Below are 19,616 nucleotides of genomic sequence, written 5' to 3'. Positions count from 1 at the left end.
CCGGAAAAGACACACTTTTCTTTACTTAACCCCCAAAGCCGCTCCCCGGTGTGACTTTTAAGTCGGGAGAGCGGCTTGTCTACTTGTTGCTTACTTGGAGTCGGCAACTGCTGCTGCGCCAGCAGCCAGCGCGGTGACGGTCAGGACGGACGGCCATGCGCCAATCTTCTTGGCCAGCGGGTGTGAGAGGCCGAAAGCGCCGAGGTAGGCGGCCACCAGACCAGTGGCTCCCAGGGCGCCGGTCTTTGCGTTCCAGGTGCGTGCTGCGTATGCGCCGGCGGCGCCCAAGATGACGCCACCGAGCGGGCGAATGCCTGTTTCGCGAGCGGTGAGCCAGCCGCCGATGAGGCCGGTGGCCACCAATGGGGCGGTCTTTACGTTTTTTGCCTTCTTCAAAGTAATAGCCATGAGCATCATCGTACCTAGTAAGAAGGGTTTAGCGGCGCGCTTTTAGAACGGCTCCTGGCGGCGCTGGTGCTCCTCAACATAGCTTTCCGAGTGCTCCGCCAGCTTCAGCAGCGAAGGCAGTGCCTTAATTAGCGCACGCACGTCCTTTTGCGACATCGTCCGCACAATTTCGTACACCAGCGCACCCCAGTGGTCGATAAGCTGCTCCAGCAGGGTCTCGCCATCGCTGGAGACATAGAGGTTCTGCGCACGGCGATCCTTTGCATTGTTCTCGCGTTCAATCAGCCCGTTGTCGAGTAGACGGCGGACTGTTGCCGAAACGTTGGACGGGCGCAGGAAACGCAGGCGTGCAATGTCGGATACGCCGCAGCCCGGGTGGGTCGAAATAAAGTGCAGTACTTCCATTTCCGACTGGGAAATGTCCATCCTGGCATTCGGGCGCTCACCGAGGCGGCGAGTCGACGCAAGGAAGTCATACAGGCCGATGGAGATCTTCTGCACGCTTTCGCGCAGGGATTCATCGGACTCAGTTGAGTCATCCGCGGTGGGGAAGCCGCTCGCTGGCTCCGGGGTGGTGGTGCGCTGAGGGGAGCGTGCAGAAGTCATGATCTTCCTTCCCGACGTAATGAATTGATGTTCTGAATAAACACCTTATATCGTCGAAATAACTTTCTGTGGTGAAAATTTGTAGATTGAACAAAAAGTTAGGCTCATAAGTGTTGTGCGGGTGCTTTATCGCCCATTTCTGCCCCTGATTTTAGGGGCTGGCAGCAAGGACTCCGCTTTACGACGGCCCCAGCGACGCCCCCTAGAAGGAACTAGGCCTACGCGCTTTTCCGCCGCGTTTATCTACACTTCGTAATCCACAATCACCGGAGCATGGTCGGATGCGCCTTTGCCCTGACGCTCTTCGATGTCGATGAATCCGGCGGACGCCTTTGCCGCGAGGGTGGGGGAGGCGAGCTGGAAGTCGATGCGCATGCCCTCATCCTTGAAAAAGCGGCCGGCCTTGTAATCCCAGTAGGTCCACTGGTTTGGGGTGAATTGGCGAGTTACTTCCTTCATACCCGCCTGCTCCAGCGCATAGAAAGCTGCGCGTTCAGGTGGTGTGACATGTGTTTTCCCCGCGAAGGCTGCCATTGACCAGACATCGCCGTCGGTCGGGGCGATGTTGAAGTCGCCGCCCATCATGAAGGTGGCCTCCGGGTCGTCGTCAAGCGTGGCGATGATGTGCTGACGGAGCCGCTCCAAAAATTCGAGCTTGTACTCGAAGTGCGGGTCGGTGATGTCGCGGCCGTTCGGGATGTAGAGGCTGTGGATGCGCACGCCACCGCAGGTAGCAGCGATATGGCGGGCCTCCAATGCGGGAGTTGCGTCGGGGTCCTTGTTGAAACCGGGCTGACCGGGGAACCCTGCCTGGATGTCTTCAAGGCCGACGCGGGAGATGATGGCAACGCCATTCCACTGATTCAGGCCGTGGTGGGCGACTTGGTATCCCAGCTCTTCAAAAGCAGCGGTGGGGAATTGGTCGTCCTTGCACTTGGTTTCCTGGACGGCCAGGACATCAATGTCATTCCGGCGCAGCATTTCCACCATTCGGTCGAGGCGGGTTCGAGCCGAATTGACGTTCCAGACACAGATTCGCATATCAACGATTGTAAAAGGGGAACGAAACGGCGGCCTCATGCGTTGAATAAAGCAGTGACAAAATAGGCGGACAAAAGCGGACTAGGTGGGCGGAAGCCCGGTAGGAAAGGGAGTTTCGAGGTTGGCTAACTGGGACGATCGCCGTTACGGCGGCGAGTACAGTCCGGCGGATTACCTGAGTAGTAGTGGCAGGAATGCTTATCGGGAGCACGACGCATATGCGGCGTACGGTGCGGCAATGCCGTATCAGGAAGTGCCACATCTGGAAGTGCCATATCCGGTAGCAAACATTCCGGTCGGCTACGAGAGCGGGTACCCCGCTAGCTACGGGGTGTCTTCCTTCGGTGAGCTCAGCACTAACCCCAAAGTTGCACCGCTGACCGCTCAAATGGCAGTACGCCTGGGCTTCGACCCCAATCTGGCCAATGCCCCTGTGGTGCGTCGTGGTGGTGCGCTGCTGGTGGATTCTGTCATCTACACTGCGTTGATTGCCTCTATTGCAGTTCTCGCTAGCATCGCGGGGACATCCGACAGCGGCGTAATGGTGATGCTGATCAGCCTCTTCCTCGGTCCCGGTGGTTTTTACCTCTACCGCGTGGCGGGAGACTCCATCTTCGACGGTTCTCCGGGTAAGCACGCCATGGGCATGAAAATTGAAGGTGCACACGGGATGCCAGTTTCAGCCCGCGATGGTTTTGTGCGCAATGCCTGGATTCTGCCGTCGATGATTCCGGTCGCCGGTTGGTTTGTCTCTGCGGGCCTGGCTGGCTGGATTGCGATGGCTGCCTCACGCGATCCGCTGGGGAGAGGTCGTCATGAACTCTCGGTTCGCACTCGAGTGGTGGAAAAGCCGGAGACGCGCGAGCGGCAGCGCGGACAGCGCCGCATGGACAATCGCATGGGCAGCAAAGAGCAGCAGGGCAACCAGCTGAAGCGGACTAAACGGGTTAAGCGCGGGAAGTAGGGCGATTAGGGCGAGCAGGGCAGGGCCGAAACGTAAGCCCCCGGCCCCTAAGCCCCTGTCAACTCCGCATATCGGTGCCGGTGGTGCTCGGTAAAACCGAGCGTCCGGTACAGCGCAATGCCAGCCTCATTCGAGCCCAATACCTGCAGATATGCAGAATCTGCCCCGTGCTGCGCACCCCAGTGCATCATGTGAATTCCCAGTAGGGTGCCAAGTCCTCGGCGGCGCATATCGGCTGCGACTTCCACAGCGGAGAACCCGAGCCACACACGGCCGTCGTCCGATTCGGTCAGCGTGCCGCGCGTAATGGCTACCGTGCGTATGCCTTCAGGCGCATTGTTGTCAGGCACTTGCAGGCGTCCGAAGCACATGCGGCCATCAATTTCATTGCGCAGAAGCTGTAGTGCATGCTCGGGCAGCGTGGTACCGCGGAAATGGTAGAGCCCCAGCCAGTCGTCGTCAGGTTGATCAGCGATATCCACCTGCACGTCTGCAAGCTCGACGCTGTGCTCATCGAGCACCTGTACGGCGCTGTGCTCATCAAGCACCTGTACGGCGCTGTGCGATTCAGCTGCCAATTCAGCAGGCGGCAAATCCCCATCGAGTGAGCGCGTCATAACCACAATGTCCGGCCCGACCGTCCACTCCGGCCCCGCGACCAGCGCCTGTGCAGGTTTGGCGATTCTATCCGGAATCGCAATCCGCACCGGCAAATCGTGGGAATCGTAAAACGACTTAATCTTCTCCAACGGCACCGGCTGAGTGCTGGCTCCGGGTTCGAGCGGCAGCGCGGAGTTGGAACGCTCCGTAATGCCATCGCCGGCTCGCAGCAGCCAGCCCGACTCCACCACATGCGCGATACCCGGGAAGGCCTTCGCTGTCGCAGTTTCCACGGCGCGAATATCCGAATTGCGCACCGGATGATCCGGCAGGGCCTTCACAATCAAAATGTGCTTATCGCTAAAGTCCACCGCTGCCACGGATTCGTCGGCACGCACGCCAGCACGAACCTGCGGACGCACGACGAACGGATCCATGCTGAGCACATGCCCAATGACGTCCGTAGTCTTCTTGCCGCTGGCCAATGCTTCTTCATCGGTCAGCGCGTGCCGCACAATGACACGACGTCCCACCGCCACTTCACCGACGCCCCAGCGGGAAATCGGTAGCTTCTGTGCTGCATTTTCGCTTGCCGACGACTCCAATTGCCTATCCGCCACGATCTAATCCTCGTGGCCGAACGGATCCGGATCCACGCCCGGCATCCAGGTCAGGCCGCCCTCGGTCCAACCGGCGCGCTTGATTTCCTTCTTGGCCATGCGCTTCCAACGACCGGTGAGGCAATCGGTGTAGAGGAACCCATCCAGGTGGCCGACCTCGTGCTGCATGCAGCGGGCGAAGAAACCGGTGGCCTCGATGCGGACCTCTTCGCCGTTTTCATCCAGGCCGGTGACAACAGCCTTCTCCGCACGGTTGGTGGGGAAGGACAGGCCGGGCACAGAGAGGCAACCTTCGTCATCGGAGCCGTCGTCGTTAGGCATGGTCTTCGGGATTTCACTGGTGGTCAGCACCGGATTGATGACGCAGCCGCGGTGCCAGACGTCGTCGTCATCGGGGCAGTTGTAGACGAACAGACGCTTGCCGACACCCACCTGGTTGGCAGCCAGCCCCACACCGTGGGCGCGGTCCATGGTTTCGTACATGTCCTCGATGAGCTCGCGCAGCTCGGAGACGTCCTCGGTTACCGGCTGGGTAGGAGTGTGGAGAACGGGGTCTCCGGCAATCACAATGGGACGGATAGTCATGCCGCTGATTCTACTCGGCGTCCATGTTTTCTAAATCGCCTGGTGATGTCTGAGTTGTGTCAGGGAGTTGTAGGTGGGGCGTAGGTGAGGTGGGGGCTGGGCCTTACTATGTATCTTCACTAAGTATCTGCATAGGCAGTGTCGTGCAGAATAGAAAATCAGGGCGACTGAGAAGGAAAGCGGGGTGCAGAAAAATGGTGAGCAAGAAGCCCATAGGCGGCAGCCACGAACCTGAGACTGAGTTGCGGCCTGACTCATCCGAGCATCCCGGACTCGTGGGTGATACCAGCGGCATTGAACCCGTTTTGGCTCAGAAAATGCTGGATTTTGAGAAAGAATGGCTGAAAGTTGCCCGCCGCGGACCGCGTATGGCCGGTGCGCGGCAGGAGGCAATTCGGCGTCGCTTTGCCGAGGACTTTGGAAACAACACAATCCGCTACCACCAGGTACTTTCGCGACTTCTCGACTCTCCGGCAGCCGAAGCTGCCGAACCCGTGTTGGTTCATCGGCTGCGCGCCGTGCGGGACAACCAAGACGCGTAAGGTTCAAGTTTCACTTCACGGTTCGGCGGCAGAACATATAGGATGTGGGATGTGTCTGACCAACTAAACCCTCAGAATTCGCCGCGTCCGGGCCGTCATCGACTCGATGACGACTACGACGACTTCGATGAGTACAGCGATTACGCGGAGGCTCCGGCCGCTGGCGGCGCTCATGCGTACTCCGAGCCGTCGGATGCTCAACACGCAGCGCTCAGATCTGCGGCTCCGGCCGCTGGCGCAGCCGCTGCTGGTGCCACCGCTGCCGCCACTACCGGTGCTGGCTCTCGGGCTGCTGCTAGCAATTCCGCAGCTGCTGATGGTGTTGATGACGGCGACATCGGCGACGGTGCCGGTGATGGCCGCTACATGCGTGTTCTCGCTATTGTGCTGCTCGCTATCGGCGTGTGCCTGGTCGCCTACGGTGCCTATGCACTCAGCACACGTGGCGACGATGCCGAGAACACCGGCCAGAATGACACCTCGGCATCCGCTCCGGTTGACTCTGGTGCGCCTGCTGACTCGGCCAACGGCAGTGATCCGGCAAAGGATGGTGCTGCTGGAGATGGTGACGGCGAGGTTCCGCCGCCGCCACCGGCAAATGAGCCAGGCAAACCGGTTCCTCCCGCGGAGAATCCGCCGGCACAGGATGAGGCCAACGAAGCGCCCCAGATTGACCGCAAGACTGTCAAGGTCAGTGTCCTGAATAACTCTGAGGTCGTGGGCCTCGCCGATGACCTGTCCAAGCAGATGGGCGAGCAGGGCTGGGGCGCCGGCGAGACCGGCAATGCTCCTGAAGAGAAGATGGGTGTGTGGGAGAAGACCACCGTCTACTTCGACCCGAGGAACGAAGAGGAAAAGGCCGCCGCTGAGCAGATCGCGCATGACAACGGTTGGGAAGCCGCACCTCGCGATGACCGCCTCCGGGACGCTCCGGCGGGAATCGTCGTGGTCGCCACTGACCCGGCTCACTAGACTCCCGGCCCACCAGGCTTTGGTCTCTCACTAAGGTTTGCGGCCTAAGCGTCAAAACCTGCCGCCGTGGTGCGAAGCCCCATAGCTTTCCAAGTCCCGCGTAAGCCACACATTTCATGGCCTACGCGGGGCTTTTGCATATTTTGCAGTCTCAAACAGATCACGGCTGAAAAAGGGGTACTAGTATTCTGCTAGTAGCCAGTGAGGTCTGTGAGGTTTTTATGTTCGCCGTAAAGCGTCGTCGTGTTGCTGTCGCCACCGCGTTGGGTTGTGCTGCAACACTGTTGGTGTCCTGCTCGGGGGTTGAATCCAGCAGTGACAAAGACGGGAACGCGGACGCGTCGTCAAGCACTGCGCCAGTGAGCGTAGATCCGGCTGCACCGAAGCTGACCGAGCGAGTCAGCGCCTATAACTTCATCCGAACAAACGACGACGGATCAATGAAAATGCTGGCAACTGTACAGGTCATGAGCGCCAAGGGATGGATGGGCCTTTCCGACGAAAAAGGTCAGTTCACTACCTTGGATAAGGGTAAGTACACAGTGCAGGCGCGTGGTGCATCTGGCTGCAGTGGCATAGGCAGTCCCGCAGCTGAGGGGTTAGGTGTCATCGGCGAAGTGCACGTCGATGACAAACGGAATGCAGATGTCTGGAACGTTCCGTCCAAGGTGGATGAAGACAGTTTCACCACAGTTGCGCTTGTCGATTCCAACGGTGACCTTGCCTCCTGCGCAAAAACCGTCACCTGGACGGAGCCAACTGAGGAAAACGACTCCTAGTGTGAAAAAATAGCGGTATGACTGAGCAATTTTCCGGATCGGCGCAGCCATCTCTGGGAGTGGAATGGGAAGTGGCGTTCGTTGACCGACGAACGCGCGACACCGCCCCCGCTGCCGCCGAGGTGCTCGACATCATCGATGCGGAGCATCCCGGACATGGGCTCCAGCGCGAGTTCCTCGCCAACACCGTGGAGCTCGTCACCGGTGTGCACATGAACGTGCCCGATGCCGTAGCGGAGCTCCAAAGCCAGCTGGATATGGTTCTCGACGCCGCTGACCGCGTTGGGGTGGATGTGTGGTCATCGGGCTCGCATCCGTTCGCCCGCGGTACTGCTCAGCAGGTCAGTGCCAAGGGGCACTACTCCGAAATTATCAACCGCACTCAGTGGTGGGGGAACCAGATGATTATCTGGGGAGTCCACGTCCACGTAGGCATTAAAGACTCCGAACGCGTTTGGCCGATTATTCAGGCTCTGGCAACGAAGCTGCCGCACATGTTGGCGCTGTCTGCCTCCTCACCGGCCTGGAACGGCGAGGACATGGGTTACGCTTCCAACCGAAGCCTGCTCTACCAGCAGCTTCCCACCGCGGGTCAGCCGCCGGCGATTTACACGTGGCCCGAGTGGGAGTCCTACATGCACGACCAGTCCCGCTCCGGCGTCATCAACCACACCGGCTCGATGCACTTGGACATCCGCCCGGCATCAAAGTACGGCACCATTGAGATTCGTGTCGCCGACGCCACCTCTAACCTGCAGGAACTCGCCGCTATCGTGGCATTGACGCACTGCCTGACGGTTTACTACGACCGCATGTGGGAGGCTGGCGAGGAACTACCGTCACTGCAGTCCTGGCACATCGCCGAAAACAAGTGGCGCGCCGCTCGCTATGGGATGGACGCGCTGGTCATCGTCAATCGCGATACCGACGAGCGGTGGGTTCGCGATGAACTCTGTGAGCTTGTGGTTCAGCTCGCCCCGCTTGCCGACGAACTGGGCTGCCGAGCCGAACTGGAATTCATCAACAACATCGTGGAAATGGGCGCGGCATACGAGCGTCAGCGCACTGTGGCGGATGCGGCCGGGGCGCTGCCTTCGATGGCTACCGAGGACGACGTACGGGCGAACGAAGAGCGCATTGGCCACACCCCGTGGCGGGCCGCTGTGGATCTTGCGGTGCAGGAACTGCGCGCCGGGCATCCGATAGCGCCTGCAGATTTCCACGAGCAGGTGAGCGACTAGCCGTCGTTAAGCGGTGTGTGCCTAGACAAAGTGACTAGGCTTATAGCACTTTTGAGGTGCATAAACCTAGTCACTTTGTCATAAACCCAGCCAGTAACTTAAGGCCATTGTTCTCTCGTTATTCCCGGCTGTCATCGCGGGCCAGGCTGTCCTCGTCGACGAGCCTCTCCTTGAACGCCTCGTGGCCAACGCGGTTACTAACAATCGGCGATGTTCCCAGAGCAAACAGGATAATCAGGGTCAACAGAGCCAAGTCACTGCTAGTAGTTGTGTGAGCTGACGCGTGCGTGGCGACGTGCACAAGCGAGCCCGACAGCGTCAAAATTAACCCCAGCGTTTGTGGCTTAGAGGATGCGTGCATCCGACTGATGGTGTCGCGGAAGCGTATCAATCCCACGGACGCTGCAACGCACAGTAGCATTCCGGTGAGAATCAGTGTGATGGCGATAATGTCTGCCACGAGAATCATTTGGACTCTCCCTTCGCTGTTTTCGGAGCCGTTGTCGGTGTTGCCTTAGGCGCCGCTTTCTGTGCGGTTTTCTTTGTGGCGACCTTTCCGGCTGCTTTCGTCGCACCCTTCCGGGAGCTCTTTGCGGGCTGCTTTCCGTCATCCGGAACACGGAACTTGGCGACCGCCAGCGAAGACAGGAAACCGAGCAGCGCAATGATGAGCATTGGGTAGACCACCGAAGTGTCCAAGCTCCAGGCCATGAACGCAGCGAGCATGCCCTGCAGCATTGCAGTCGTCGACTCCAGCGCCACCAGGCGGTCCAGCGAGTTTGGACCGGCAATCATGTGCCCGAGGGTAATCATCACCGCAATGAAATAGCCTGCGGCAGCCACTCCGAGCAGAGTGTTAAAAACTTCCGGGTTCATCGGCTACTCCTTTCGCTGCTCTTCTCGCTGCTCTTGTCGCTGCTCACCTGGTTGTCACTTGGCACCGACTTGGTCGGTTGCTCGTTGACATCGCGGTTTTCAAACGCCCGAATAACCCGACGCTCGATTCGAGTCAGCTGGTTGATTTGCTCGGCTACCTTGCTCGTCGACGACGCGTCGAGAATGTGCATGGTCAGCGTCTTTTCCCGCTTGTCGATGTCCACGATGATTCCGCCCGGCTGCAAGTTAATCAGTGCCATTGCAGTCGTGAGCGAAATATCGTCATTGGTGCGCATAGGGACCTTGATGATGGCCGTCGGTGGTGGATCAGCTCGTCGGATGGCCAGCCAGGAGACACTGATTGAGGCCTTCACAAAGTCGATTGTCCAGGAACCGAACAGTCGCACCATGCCACCGAAGTTGATGTCCAGCGCGCTGTTTGGCGGGATAGGCATGGCGAGGTTGAGCAACGTGGCTACCAGGATTCCCGAAAGCACATTGGCAAATGTCACTTCGCCCCACAGCATGACCCAAATAATCAGCGTGAACAGGAACAACAGGATTGAAATACGCGGTGGTCGTTTTGCGGCCACCCTGGCGCGAGCTTTACTCATGAGCTTTCACCTGCTCCTTCCAACGTGCTGGTGGCATGTTCGGTCACCGGGTCCGACTCCCACGGACTCTTGGTGCGGCCTGGGTTTTTCAGCTGCTCCAGTCCCTTGTCATCGGCCGATTCGATACCGAGAACTGCCGCGCGGTAGTCATCAACATTTGCGACGTTGCTTGCCGCTTCGGTAGCCACATTGGACAGCGGTCCGGCCAGAAGAGTCACGCCCACAGAGGCAATCACCAGTAGGGCCGTCGGCATCACCATGCCGAGTGGCATCCGGCCGACGTCATCACGATCTGCGATAGCGACCATCTGCGTCCTTTCCCGGAGTGCAGCTGGTTGCGCCAGCACGGTGTCACCCTCGGGGGCATCGGAACGGTCACGCCAGAAGGCCTTCGACCAGACGAGAATCATGGTGTAGAGGGTCAGCAGGCTGGTGATAATCGAACCCGCAACCAGAATCCACGCGGTGGCGGAGCCGTCTTGGGCACCCGCCTCAATCAGCATGACCTTGCCCAGGAATCCCGAGAACGGTGGGATACCACCGAGGTTGAGCGCGGGCACAAGGTATAGCAGCGCCAGCAGCGGCGAGGATTTGGCCAGGCCACCCAGGCTGCGCAGGGAGGACGAGCCCGCCTGGCGTTCGATAAGCCCGACCACCAGGAACAACGCCGTCTGCACCAGAATGTGGTGGACAATGTAGAAGATTGCGCCGCCGAGCCCCAGCGTATTGCCGACGGCAATACCGAAGATCATGTATCCGATGTGGGACACCAGCGTAAATGACAAGAGACGTTTGATGTCATTTTGGGCCATGGCGCCGAGAATGCCCATGAGCATTGTCGCTAGGCCGGCCCACATCAAGACGTCGTCAAGCCTGCCGTCGGGGAAGACGACACTGCGCGTGCGGATGATCGCGTAGACACCCACCTTCGTCAGCAGACCCGCGAAGACTGCGGTGACCATGGACGGTGCGGTGGGGTAGGAGTCTGGCAACCACGCCGACAGCGGGAACACCGCCGCCTTCACCGCGAAGGCAACGAGCAACACTGCGAAGATTGCGGTGCGGGTGCCATCGGGGATGTCCTCCATACGCAGAGAAATATGCGCGAAGTTCACCGTGCCGACCGCTTGATAAACCAGGCCAATCGCCAGCAGGAACACCATCGAGGACAGCATGTTGACCATCACATACGACACGCCTGCGCGAGTGCGTGACGACGATGCTCCCAGCGTGAGCAGCACGTAGGAGGCTACGAGCAGAACCTCGAAACCGACATACATGTTGAACAGGTCGCCAGCCAGGAAGGCCATCGAGACACCCATGTTGAGCAACATGTACGTCGGAACGAAGACGGAGATCGGCTCATCTTCGTCACCGTCGCTAATACCCTGGCCGATGCCGAACCACATCACGGCAAAGAGGACCAGCTGGGAGACGGTAATCATCAGCACTGCGAGGTTGTCGGCCACGAGCGTGATGCCGATTGGTGCGTCCCAGCCGCCCACCTGGACCGTGTGGATGCCGTGCGCGTAGATGAGATACACCAGTGCGCTGGCGACTCCCAGCAGGCTGCCGAGTGAAAACAGCGCGATCGCCTGCTGTGCTTTGGGAAAACGTGCCAGCAGCAGAGCAATTGCGGCGGTGGCGGCGGGGACGATGATAGGAAGCGGGATTAGCGCCAGGATTAATTGCTCAGTCGTCATCGTCGTCACCTCCTGGGGTGTTGGATGGTGGGGTAACGGGTTTTTCGAAACAGACCGGACCGAAGTTATCTCCGGCCTCCGTGGGACGACCGGTGGTGGGGTCGTCGGACTTGTCGTGATCCGGAGCAGCCGACGGGTCGCTGGCGCGACGCAGTGCCAGACTGCGGTCTTCGTGGTCATCCTGCACGTGATCGCCGATGTGGTAGCGGTGCTGGCGATAGAGCAGGGCCAGCAGGAAGGCGGTCATGCCCATAGAGATAACAATCGCGGTGAGGATGAAGGCCTGAGGCAGCGAGTCGGCCTGGGCATCGCTGACTAGCGATTCTCTATCCCAGATCGGTGGTTGCCCTGGTGCACCAGAGCCAAGCAGGATGAGCAGGTTGATACCGTTGCCCATCAGCAACAGCCCCATGAGCATCCTGGTCAACGAACGATCGAGGAACAGGTACACCCCTGTGGCGATCAGCGTGCCGACAGTAGCTAGCAGAACAAAATTGAGAATCACTGGTGAGTGTCCTTTCCTTCGGTCCTAGCTGGGGCTGTCGGTTCTGAGGCCTCCGAGGTGGCTGTGTTGGCAGTGCCTGCGGGTTTAGTGCCGGCAGGTTTAACGCCTGCGGACTTAACACCTGCGGGCTTAGCCGCCGCCAACTTGCTACGCAGCTGGCGGGACTGGCCGAGTGCGGCTCGATTCACACGACGTGAACGATCACGCTCAGCGCGAAGGTTTATCTGAGCATCGATGCCGCCGCCCAAACTGCGCAGGATGTAGACAATCGTGCCAACGACAATCATGTACACACCCAGGTCAAAGAGCATAGGGGAGACAACGGTGACGTCGCCGAGCAGCGGAATTTCCCGCGAGCCGTACCAGGAAGTCAGCGGAGCCCAACCCACGAACAGTGGCCATACGGCGCTAAGAGCCGACACCAGCAGACCGCCGCCGAGAAGCACCTCGGTAGGAATTGGCAGAGTTGCTGCCAGTTCACGATGCCCACCGATGAGATAACGCATGGTCAGTGCCAGCGCAGCCACGAGGCCACCTGCGAAGCCACCACCGACATCGTTGTGGCCGGCGAAGAAGAGGTAGATGGAAACCACCATCATGGCGGGGAAGAGCGCGCGCGATGCCACCAGCACCATGATTGGGTAGCGCAACCGCTCGGCTTCACCGGACTCATCGATGGTGTTCAACCAGCGGGTGTTGCGGCGAGCACGATTCCGCTGTGGCTTAATCTTTGAGCGCATGTGCATCGTGTGCGTGCGGAATACCAGCGAGGTAATCCCCAGCGCCACCATCACCAGCACGGTGATTTCACCGAAGGTATCCCAGGCGCGGATATCGACAAGAAGTACGTTGACCGCATTCTGGCCGTGCCCAATGTCGTGAGCCAGCGGCGGAATGTCGCCGGAGATTGGCTCAGTACGACGGGAGCCCATAGCGTAGGCGGCCAACACTGGGACAGTGACACCGACTGCGATGGCCAGCCATGCACGGTGTCGTATCCACCTCGGATTTGATGCCGGTGCCCGCGGCGAGAGCGTGCGCAGCACCAACACGAAAACAATCATTGAGACCGTCTCAACCAGCAGCTGCGTCAGAGCCAAATCAGGTGCACCGTACATGGCGAAGATAATGGCCAAGCCGTAGCCGGTCACACCTACCAGGATGACACCGGAGAGCCTGTTTTTCTGTTGGGTGGCGGCCAAAGCCGCGATGATCATAATCAACGCGACCGCGCCCTGCGGTGCAGAGTCCCACAGTTCCATCCGGAGCTCATCACGCTCACCGAGCAACAAGGCACCGATGGACAGCACGATGAGGGTCAGCAAAATGACCGCCTCATTCAACGGAAGGGAACCACGCTGGGTCGCAGCAGTGGCACGGAGAGAAAGACGGCGGGCCAAGTCCAGGATGCCGTCGTAAAGCGCATCGGCACTACCGAGAGCCGGCTGTTCAAACTGTAGCTGACGCACCAGTTTGCGCTGCCAGTGCATGATGCCACCTGTGATCAGAATTGTGGCTGTCAGCGCCAGAGGAAGGGTGAAACCGTGCCAGAGAGCCAGGTGCGATTCTGCTTCCGCATTCGGGTAGGCATTGGTGAGGTAGGGCGAGATAGTCGAGTCGAGGACGCGGGGAACCAGGCCGAAAACCAAACCTGCCAGCGCCAACAGCCAAGCCGGGCCAATCTGATCCCACGTCGGGGAATCCATCTCTGCCACGGCAGGGGAAGTGCCACCGCCGCTGGCGTGGGTGCTGGACTTGGTCGCAAACGCGGCGCGCAGCAGGTACAGCGAGTACGCTACGGTCAGAATCGAACCCACGACGAGGCCAATGGTGGTAAACACCGACGGCATCCCATGCAGCGGATCAGCATTGAGCGTGGCCTCCAGCGCAGCTTCCTTGGCGACGAAGCCGAAGAACGGCGGCACACCCATCATCGATGCAGCGGCGAGAATCGAAATCACCAGCAACTGCGGCGACTTTCTACCGAGCCCAGAGAGCTCACGGATATCGCGCGTACCAGTCAGCCTGTCAATTGTGCCCGCGACCATAAACAGCGCGGCCTTGAACATGGCATGGCCGAGCGTCAGTGCCAGGGCTGCCAGCATCGTCGCACGCGTGCCTATCGACGCGACTGTGATGATGAATCCCAACTGGCTGACAGTGCCATACGCCATAATCAGCTTGAGATCCTTCTGGCGCAGGGCCATCCAGCCGGCCATGATCATGGTCAAGAGGCCGAGCGGGATGATGATTGGCTGCCACGCGTTGGTGTCATTGAAGGTCGGCGCGAGCCGGGCAACCAGGAACACACCGGCTTTGACCATCGCTGCCGAATGCAGGAAGGAAGAAACCGGGGTAGGGGCGGCCATTGCACCGGGTAGCCAGAAGTGGAAGGGCGCGATAGCGGACTTCGACAGCGCACCAACGACCAGCAGGATTGCGGCCGTGGATACTGCCGTGGAGTCCAGCTGTGCCGCTGTCAGAGCGCCAGGCGCGGTGAGTTCGGAGAAGTTCCAGAAACCGGTGGTCACTCCCATCAGAACGATACCGACCAGCATGATGAGGCCACCCAGCGTCGTGACCAGGAGCGCCTGGCCTGCTGCGCGACGGGAGGAGGCGCGCTCGGCGTAGTAGCCCACCAGGAGGAAGGACAGAACCGAGGTAATTTCCCAGAAGACGAACATCAGCATGATGCTGTCGCTGATGACCAGGCCGTACATCGCCGCAGCGAAGGCGATCATTTGGGCTGCGAAGGAACCTACGCGGCGACGTTTGCCGAGTGGCGGGTTGATGAAGTAACCGGAGCAGTACACCAGTACGAGAAAGCCGATGGTCAAAACCAGCGTGCCGAAGAGCGATTCAATAGGACCTAATCGCAGGTTTACATCCAAGTGGATAATGGGCATCCACGAAAAATGCGTGACGGCGGGTTGCGTGAGTGCGGAAGTTTCCCCGTTGCCATTGTCTAGAGCTAAGCGAACGAGATGGGTGCCGGTGTAGATGGCACCGCCTGCCAGCGGGAGGCTGAGTACGAGGAACCCGCGGGTTCCGAGCCACTTAATCGTCCATGGTGCAAGCGCTGCCGTAACGAACAGGATGCACAGGAGAGAAGTCACTATTCCATAATGATTGGAACACGCCAGTTCATGCAACCCCGTTTTAGGGACTTAAGCATTTGAAGCGGTGTTAACCGAGTGTGTGAAAACGGTCAATTGTTTCTGGGAAAGTGAAAATTTGGGGGTGAGTTGTGGGGGGGGGCGGAAGTTGGGCATTTTTTGGGGCTTGAGCGGCTGACTGCTCAAGCCCCAAATCAGTGCCATTACTGCCCCCCAACACCACCCCACCCCAAAGGTCAATACATTGAACTTGGTGATTCATTGAACTGACCACTATTCTTGGCTGCCATGAGTATTAGCGTCCAGAACTTGAGCGTGAGCTACGGCGCGAACACCGCGATTCGGAACATCAGCTTCACCCTCGACTCCCCCGGCATGCACGGCATCATCGGCCCCAACGGCTCAGGCAAATCCACCCTCATGAAGGCGATGCTCCAGATCCTGGACAAACACAACGTCCACGGCACAGGCCCCACCGGCGCCCCTGCCGGCTACCCCGTCACCCTCGACGGCAAGGCCCCCGCCGAGCAGCGCCGCGCAATCGCTTATATCGAGCAGCGCTCTGACCTCGACCGCAACTTCCCCACCAGCGTCTTCGACACCGTCCTGATGGGCACTTACCCGCGCCTGGGTCTTTTCCACCGCCCCGGCAAGGCCGAACGCGAAGCAGCCACCCAGGCTCTCAAGGACGTCGACATGTGGGACTTTCGCCACCGCCACATCAGCGAACTCTCGGGCGGACAGTTCCAGCGCGTCCTCTTTGCCCGCGCCATCGTCCAGGACGCGGAGTACATCTTCCTGGACGAGCCCTTCGTCGGCATCGACGTCCCCAGCGAGAAGACGATCGTGACCCTGCTGCGGCAGATGGCGGACGCGGGCAAGCACGTCGTCGTCGTGCACCACGACATGAACACGGTGCGCGGCTACTACAACGACCTCATCGTCCTCAACGGCGAGCTCGTCGCGGCGGGTCCCACCGAGGAGGTCTTCGTCCCCGACGTGCTGCAGAAGGCCTTCGGCGCGCTCGTCATCCGCGAGCCGTCAGCACCAGCCCACCCCACGCCACGGCAGGCAGCCCTCCAGGAGGAGACAGCATGATCGCGGAGTTCCTCGACTCACTACTCAGCCACGGCTACCTGCAAAAAGCGCTGATCACCTCGGTGATCGTGGGCGTGGCCTGCGGCATCGTCGGCAGCTTCATCGTGCTGCGCGGCATGGCCCTGATCGGCGACGCCATCTCGCACGCCGTACTACCGGGGGTCGCGGCCTCCTACCTGCTCGGCACGAACCTCTTCCTCGGGGCGGTGGTCGCGGGTCTACTCGCCACACTGGCGATCGGGCTGATCAGCGAACGCTCCACTGTGAAGAACGATTCGGCGATCGGCATCGTCTTTTCCACCTTCTTCGCGATCGGCGTGCTGCTCATGGCGAAAGCGCAGACGGCGACGGATCTGACGGAGATCCTCTTCGGCAACGTCCTGACCGTTCAGGACGCCGACCGCAACCTCTCGATCGGTATTGCCGCTGCCGTGCTGATTCTCACGCTGGTCTTTTACAAGGAGCTCAAGCTCAGCACCTTCGACCCCGTCATGGCGCAGTCGGCTGGCGTGCCCGTGCGGGCAATCCACTACGGGCTGATGGTGGTGCTCACGCTGGTGACGGTCATTTCCCTGCAGACGGTGGGCGTGATCCTGGTGGTCTCCCTGCTGATCACTCCGGCGTCGGCGGCGTACCTGCTGACGAACCGGCTGGGAGTGATGATCGGGCTTTCAGTGGCGATCTCGGCGCTCAGCTCCGTAGTGGGGCTGTTCCTGAGCTATAGCTACAACGTGTCCTCCGGCGTGACGATCGTGCTGACCGCCAGCGCGCTGTTCCTGCTGGCTTTCCTCTTCGCGCCAGGCAAGGGACTGATTGCTCGCTCGCTGGGCAATAAGCCACTGGCCGCGCTGTTGGCCCTCCTGGTGGGCGGTGCCCTCGTGTTCGGGGCCGTGACCTTCTCGACGGAGGAGAAGGCAGACGGTGAGCAGCTGAACGTCGTCACCACCTTCACGCTGCTGGCGGACCTGGTGGAGGAGATCGGCGGCGAGGCGGTGGACGTCCATAACCTCGTGCCGACCGGCACGGACCCGCACGACTACGACCCCCTGCCCGCGGACCTGGATGCGACGAGCGACGCCGACCTGCTGTTCTACAACGGGCTGAACCTCGAGGGCGGTGAGCACGGCTGGCTCGCGAAACTGAAAAACACCGCGGGCCTGGACGATTCCCAGATGGTCGAGGCCACCAAGGGCGTGGAACCGAAGTACCTCAAGGACGAAAAGGGCAATCAGGAGATCAACCCGCACGCCTTCCTGGACCCGACCGTCGGCATCGCGATGGCCGAGAACGTGACCGCGGCGCTGGCCGAGGCCCTGCCCGAGCGTGCCGAGCACATCGAGGAGAAGGGGGCGGAGTACAAGGCCATGCTGGAGAGCATCGACGCCGACTACCGCGAGCAGATCGGTGCGCTGCCGAAGGAGGATCGTGTGCTCGTGGCCAGTGAACATGCCTTCCAATACATGGTCGACACCTACGGCATGGAGCAGCTGTATATCTGGCAGATCGACACGGATGAAAACGGCTCCCCCGCGCAGATCGGACACCTCGTGCGCCAGCTGAAGGACAAGCGCCCGAAGCACCTGTTCGTGGAGTCGAACGTGGATACGCGCCCCATGAAGACCGTCTCGAAGGAGGCCGGGATTCCGATCTTCGACGAGCCACTGCACTCCGATGAGCTCGGCAAGCCGGGCACGGTCGCGGGAACCTACGAGGATTTCCTGCGCAGCAACTTGAAGACCATGATCGCGGGGCTGAAGCGCTAAAACGCGAATGCTCGAGGCCCACATGCGTTGGGCTTCCCCGGTCGCATTCCCGTTACCTTGTGAGTGTCCCCGATAATGGGGATAGTCGCTGGTCCCGGTATGGCTTACCTGCCCTGTAGTTTCCATAATCCGGGGGGGTGTTGCCGCCGGGTGCCAGGACTTTCGATGACAGCTGATAGGGACACGGCCAGTTTTAAACTAGGTCTCTTTGTAACGTGGGTGCTTGCAACGAAGGTCATGACACCAGCGACTGGAACAACGCCATACCCATCTCGTTTTCTAGGAGCTCATCATGTCTCCGGAGCATTCCATCGACATATTCCTTGGGTTAGACGTCGGCAAATCTGAACACCACGCCTGCGCCTTAGACCGTGATGGCAACAAGGTCTTCGACAAACCGTTGCCTCAACTCGAATCCGAACTAGCAGGCGTTTTTCACCAGCTTCAGAAGCTTGGCACCGTGCTCGTGATCGTCGACCAACCCAACACCATCGGCGCACTACCGATTGCTGTAGCCCGGGACTGCGGTTGCGAAGTCGGATACCTGCCAGGTCTTGCGATGCGCAAAGCTGCAGATCTCTATCCGGGACGTGCAAAAACAGACAAACGCGACGCATTCATCATCGCCGACACCGCCCGCACAATGCCCCACACGCTACGTGCCGTCGACCGCAATGATGAGGTACTCTCCGCCCTAAAGATGCTGTCCGGCTTCGATGATGACATCGCCCGCGATTGCACTCGCACTGTCAATCGGCTTCGCAGTGTCCTCACCCAGATCTACCCCAGCCTGGAACGAGTTTTTGCTGGTAGCACCCTGACTCGCACGCCGATCCTGGAATTATTGATCCATTACAAGGGACCGCAGGGGCTAAAAAGAGCCGGATACCAACGAGTGTTGAACTGGATGATCAAGCGCACACGTAAAGACCCCACCCCGCTGGTAGACGACATTTTTACAGCGCTGAAAGCTCAAACAGTCACCGTGCCTGGAAGCGATGCCGCCGAGTTAGTAATTCCTCAACTGGCTGCAAACATCCAGGCCCTCAAAGAGCAACGAAACACCATTGCTGAGCAGGTTGAAGAGATGCTCGCTGATTTCCCTCTTTGTGAGGTCTTGATGAGTATGCCCGGAGTCGGCATCAAGACCGCAGCGCAGATCCTTCTTGCGATCGGTGATGGCTCCGACTTCGCTAGTGCTGGCCACTTAGCTGCTTATGCTGGAATAGCACCCGTGACTAGACGATCCGGTTCGTCGATCAGAGGTGAATTCCCGGCACGGTCAGGCAATAAACGACTGAAAAACGCCTTGTTCTACTCCGCATTCGCAGTTATCCGCAGCCACGAACCGTCACGGCGGTATTACGAACGCAAACGCGCTGAAGGAAAACGCCACAACGCAGCAGTCATCTGCCTGGCACGACGCCGATGCAATGTCATCTACGCGATGCTGAAAAACAAGGAGTTCTTCCGCGAAATCCCGCCACGCCCCGTCGCCGCATAAAGCCCCAAAGACGAAGCCGACCAGCACACGCTGGCCGGCTCCTAGGCAGGGTTAAGTGACAAAAAGTGTGTCTGATTTT

At 59.7% G+C, this 19,616-nt stretch carries 19 protein-coding genes; 8 read left to right on the top strand and 11 right to left on the bottom strand.

Annotated elements, in window-relative coordinates; all coding sequences use genetic code 11:
* Window positions 1-90: 90 nt before the first annotated feature.
* The 3 genes from HMPREF2849_RS00545 to HMPREF2849_RS00535 all read right to left on the bottom strand — a co-directional run bounded on the left by HMPREF2849_RS00545 (window position 91) and on the right by HMPREF2849_RS00535 (window position 2,055).
* A complete protein-coding gene (locus tag HMPREF2849_RS00545) occupies window positions 91-408 on the bottom strand; it encodes a hypothetical protein (protein ID WP_180950649.1) in 318 nt (105 codons plus the stop codon).
* Between the two features lie 42 nt (window positions 409-450).
* On the bottom strand, window positions 451-1,014 hold the full coding sequence (locus tag HMPREF2849_RS00540; RefSeq protein WP_016421518.1) for a MarR family winged helix-turn-helix transcriptional regulator: 564 nt from the start codon (window positions 1,012-1,014) through the stop codon (window positions 451-453).
* Between the two features lie 243 nt (window positions 1,015-1,257).
* Window positions 1,258-2,055: an exodeoxyribonuclease III gene (locus HMPREF2849_RS00535; RefSeq protein ID WP_070862435.1), complete on the bottom strand. Its 798-nt coding sequence runs from the start codon at window positions 2,053-2,055 to the stop codon at window positions 1,258-1,260.
* A 121-nt stretch (window positions 2,056-2,176) separates the two neighbouring features.
* Between HMPREF2849_RS00535 and HMPREF2849_RS00530 the strand changes: the two genes are divergently transcribed.
* The gene (locus tag HMPREF2849_RS00530) at window positions 2,177-3,019 is read left to right on the top strand and encodes an RDD family protein (protein ID WP_246822066.1); all 843 of its coding nucleotides are present in this window, start codon (window positions 2,177-2,179) and stop codon (window positions 3,017-3,019) included.
* A 47-nt stretch (window positions 3,020-3,066) separates the two neighbouring features.
* Here the strand turns inward: HMPREF2849_RS00530 and HMPREF2849_RS00525 are convergent, their stop codons facing one another.
* Together HMPREF2849_RS00525 and HMPREF2849_RS00520 are read right to left on the bottom strand one after the other, a co-directional pair.
* Window positions 3,067-4,239, bottom strand: a complete 1,173-nt coding sequence (locus HMPREF2849_RS00525; RefSeq protein ID WP_083327212.1) for an N-acetylglutamate synthase, CG3035 family — start codon at window positions 4,237-4,239, stop codon at window positions 3,067-3,069.
* A gap of 3 nt (window positions 4,240-4,242) precedes the next feature.
* Complete coding sequence (locus HMPREF2849_RS00520; RefSeq protein WP_069358948.1) at window positions 4,243-4,824, bottom strand: peptide deformylase; 582 nt, start codon at window positions 4,822-4,824, stop codon at window positions 4,243-4,245.
* 194 nt (window positions 4,825-5,018) lie between these two features.
* Here HMPREF2849_RS00520 and HMPREF2849_RS00515 point away from each other — a divergent pair, with 194 nt between their 5' ends.
* From HMPREF2849_RS00515 to HMPREF2849_RS00500, 4 genes are all read left to right on the top strand, one after another.
* The gene (locus HMPREF2849_RS00515; protein ID WP_070862433.1) at window positions 5,019-5,366 is read left to right on the top strand and encodes a DUF3263 domain-containing protein; all 348 of its coding nucleotides are present in this window, start codon (window positions 5,019-5,021) and stop codon (window positions 5,364-5,366) included.
* A gap of 51 nt (window positions 5,367-5,417) precedes the next feature.
* Window positions 5,418-6,338 carry a LytR C-terminal domain-containing protein gene (locus HMPREF2849_RS00510; RefSeq protein WP_070862436.1) on the top strand — a complete coding sequence of 307 codons (921 nt, stop codon included), beginning with the start codon at window positions 5,418-5,420 and terminating at the stop codon, window positions 6,336-6,338.
* A gap of 221 nt (window positions 6,339-6,559) precedes the next feature.
* Window positions 6,560-7,117, top strand: a complete 558-nt coding sequence (locus HMPREF2849_RS00505; protein WP_070862432.1) for a hypothetical protein — start codon at window positions 6,560-6,562, stop codon at window positions 7,115-7,117.
* Between the two features lie 17 nt (window positions 7,118-7,134).
* A complete protein-coding gene (locus tag HMPREF2849_RS00500; RefSeq protein WP_070862431.1) occupies window positions 7,135-8,358 on the top strand; it encodes a glutamate--cysteine ligase in 1,224 nt (407 codons plus the stop codon).
* Between the two features lie 118 nt (window positions 8,359-8,476).
* On the opposite strand, the gene HMPREF2849_RS00495 is transcribed toward HMPREF2849_RS00500, so the two are convergent.
* From HMPREF2849_RS00495 to HMPREF2849_RS00470, 6 genes are read right to left on the bottom strand one after another with little or no spacing between them, the layout of a single operon-like run.
* Window positions 8,477-8,827, bottom strand: a complete 351-nt coding sequence (locus tag HMPREF2849_RS00495; RefSeq protein ID WP_016421509.1) for a monovalent cation/H(+) antiporter subunit G — start codon at window positions 8,825-8,827, stop codon at window positions 8,477-8,479.
* Window positions 8,824-9,234, bottom strand: a complete 411-nt coding sequence (locus tag HMPREF2849_RS00490) for a monovalent cation/H+ antiporter complex subunit F (protein WP_049189490.1) — start codon at window positions 9,232-9,234, stop codon at window positions 8,824-8,826. Before HMPREF2849_RS00490 ends, HMPREF2849_RS00495 begins: the two co-directional genes overlap by 4 nt.
* Window positions 9,231-9,848: a Na+/H+ antiporter subunit E gene (locus tag HMPREF2849_RS00485; RefSeq protein ID WP_070603901.1), complete on the bottom strand. Its 618-nt coding sequence runs from the start codon at window positions 9,846-9,848 to the stop codon at window positions 9,231-9,233. The genes HMPREF2849_RS00490 and HMPREF2849_RS00485 overlap by 4 nt, the downstream gene beginning before the upstream one ends.
* Window positions 9,845-11,551: a Na+/H+ antiporter subunit D gene (locus tag HMPREF2849_RS00480; RefSeq protein ID WP_070603902.1), complete on the bottom strand. Its 1,707-nt coding sequence runs from the start codon at window positions 11,549-11,551 to the stop codon at window positions 9,845-9,847. Before HMPREF2849_RS00480 ends, HMPREF2849_RS00485 begins: the two co-directional genes overlap by 4 nt.
* Complete coding sequence (locus HMPREF2849_RS00475) at window positions 11,541-12,056, bottom strand: Na(+)/H(+) antiporter subunit C (protein ID WP_016421505.1); 516 nt, start codon at window positions 12,054-12,056, stop codon at window positions 11,541-11,543. Before HMPREF2849_RS00475 ends, HMPREF2849_RS00480 begins: the two co-directional genes overlap by 11 nt.
* A complete protein-coding gene (locus HMPREF2849_RS00470) occupies window positions 12,053-15,175 on the bottom strand; it encodes a Na+/H+ antiporter subunit A (protein WP_083327213.1) in 3,123 nt (1,040 codons plus the stop codon). The genes HMPREF2849_RS00475 and HMPREF2849_RS00470 overlap by 4 nt, the downstream gene beginning before the upstream one ends.
* A gap of 285 nt (window positions 15,176-15,460) precedes the next feature.
* On the opposite strand from HMPREF2849_RS00470, the gene HMPREF2849_RS00465 reads away from it, so the two are divergent.
* From HMPREF2849_RS00465 to HMPREF2849_RS00455, 3 genes are all read left to right on the top strand, one after another.
* The gene (locus HMPREF2849_RS00465) at window positions 15,461-16,270 is read left to right on the top strand and encodes a metal ABC transporter ATP-binding protein (protein ID WP_035006260.1); all 810 of its coding nucleotides are present in this window, start codon (window positions 15,461-15,463) and stop codon (window positions 16,268-16,270) included.
* The gene (locus tag HMPREF2849_RS00460) at window positions 16,267-18,033 is read left to right on the top strand and encodes a metal ABC transporter solute-binding protein, Zn/Mn family (protein ID WP_222865187.1); all 1,767 of its coding nucleotides are present in this window, start codon (window positions 16,267-16,269) and stop codon (window positions 18,031-18,033) included. Before HMPREF2849_RS00465 ends, HMPREF2849_RS00460 begins: the two co-directional genes overlap by 4 nt.
* A 292-nt stretch (window positions 18,034-18,325) precedes the next feature.
* Window positions 18,326-19,537, top strand: a complete 1,212-nt coding sequence (locus HMPREF2849_RS00455; protein WP_011273191.1) for an IS110 family RNA-guided transposase — start codon at window positions 18,326-18,328, stop codon at window positions 19,535-19,537.
* Window positions 19,538-19,616: the final 79 nt, after the last annotated feature.

It is taken from the genome of Corynebacterium sp. HMSC073B01, from assembly GCF_001838255.1.
Classification (GTDB): Bacteria; Actinomycetota; Actinomycetes; order Mycobacteriales; family Mycobacteriaceae; genus Corynebacterium; species Corynebacterium jeikeium_D.
This window is presented reverse-complemented; position numbering and strand designations above follow the sequence as displayed.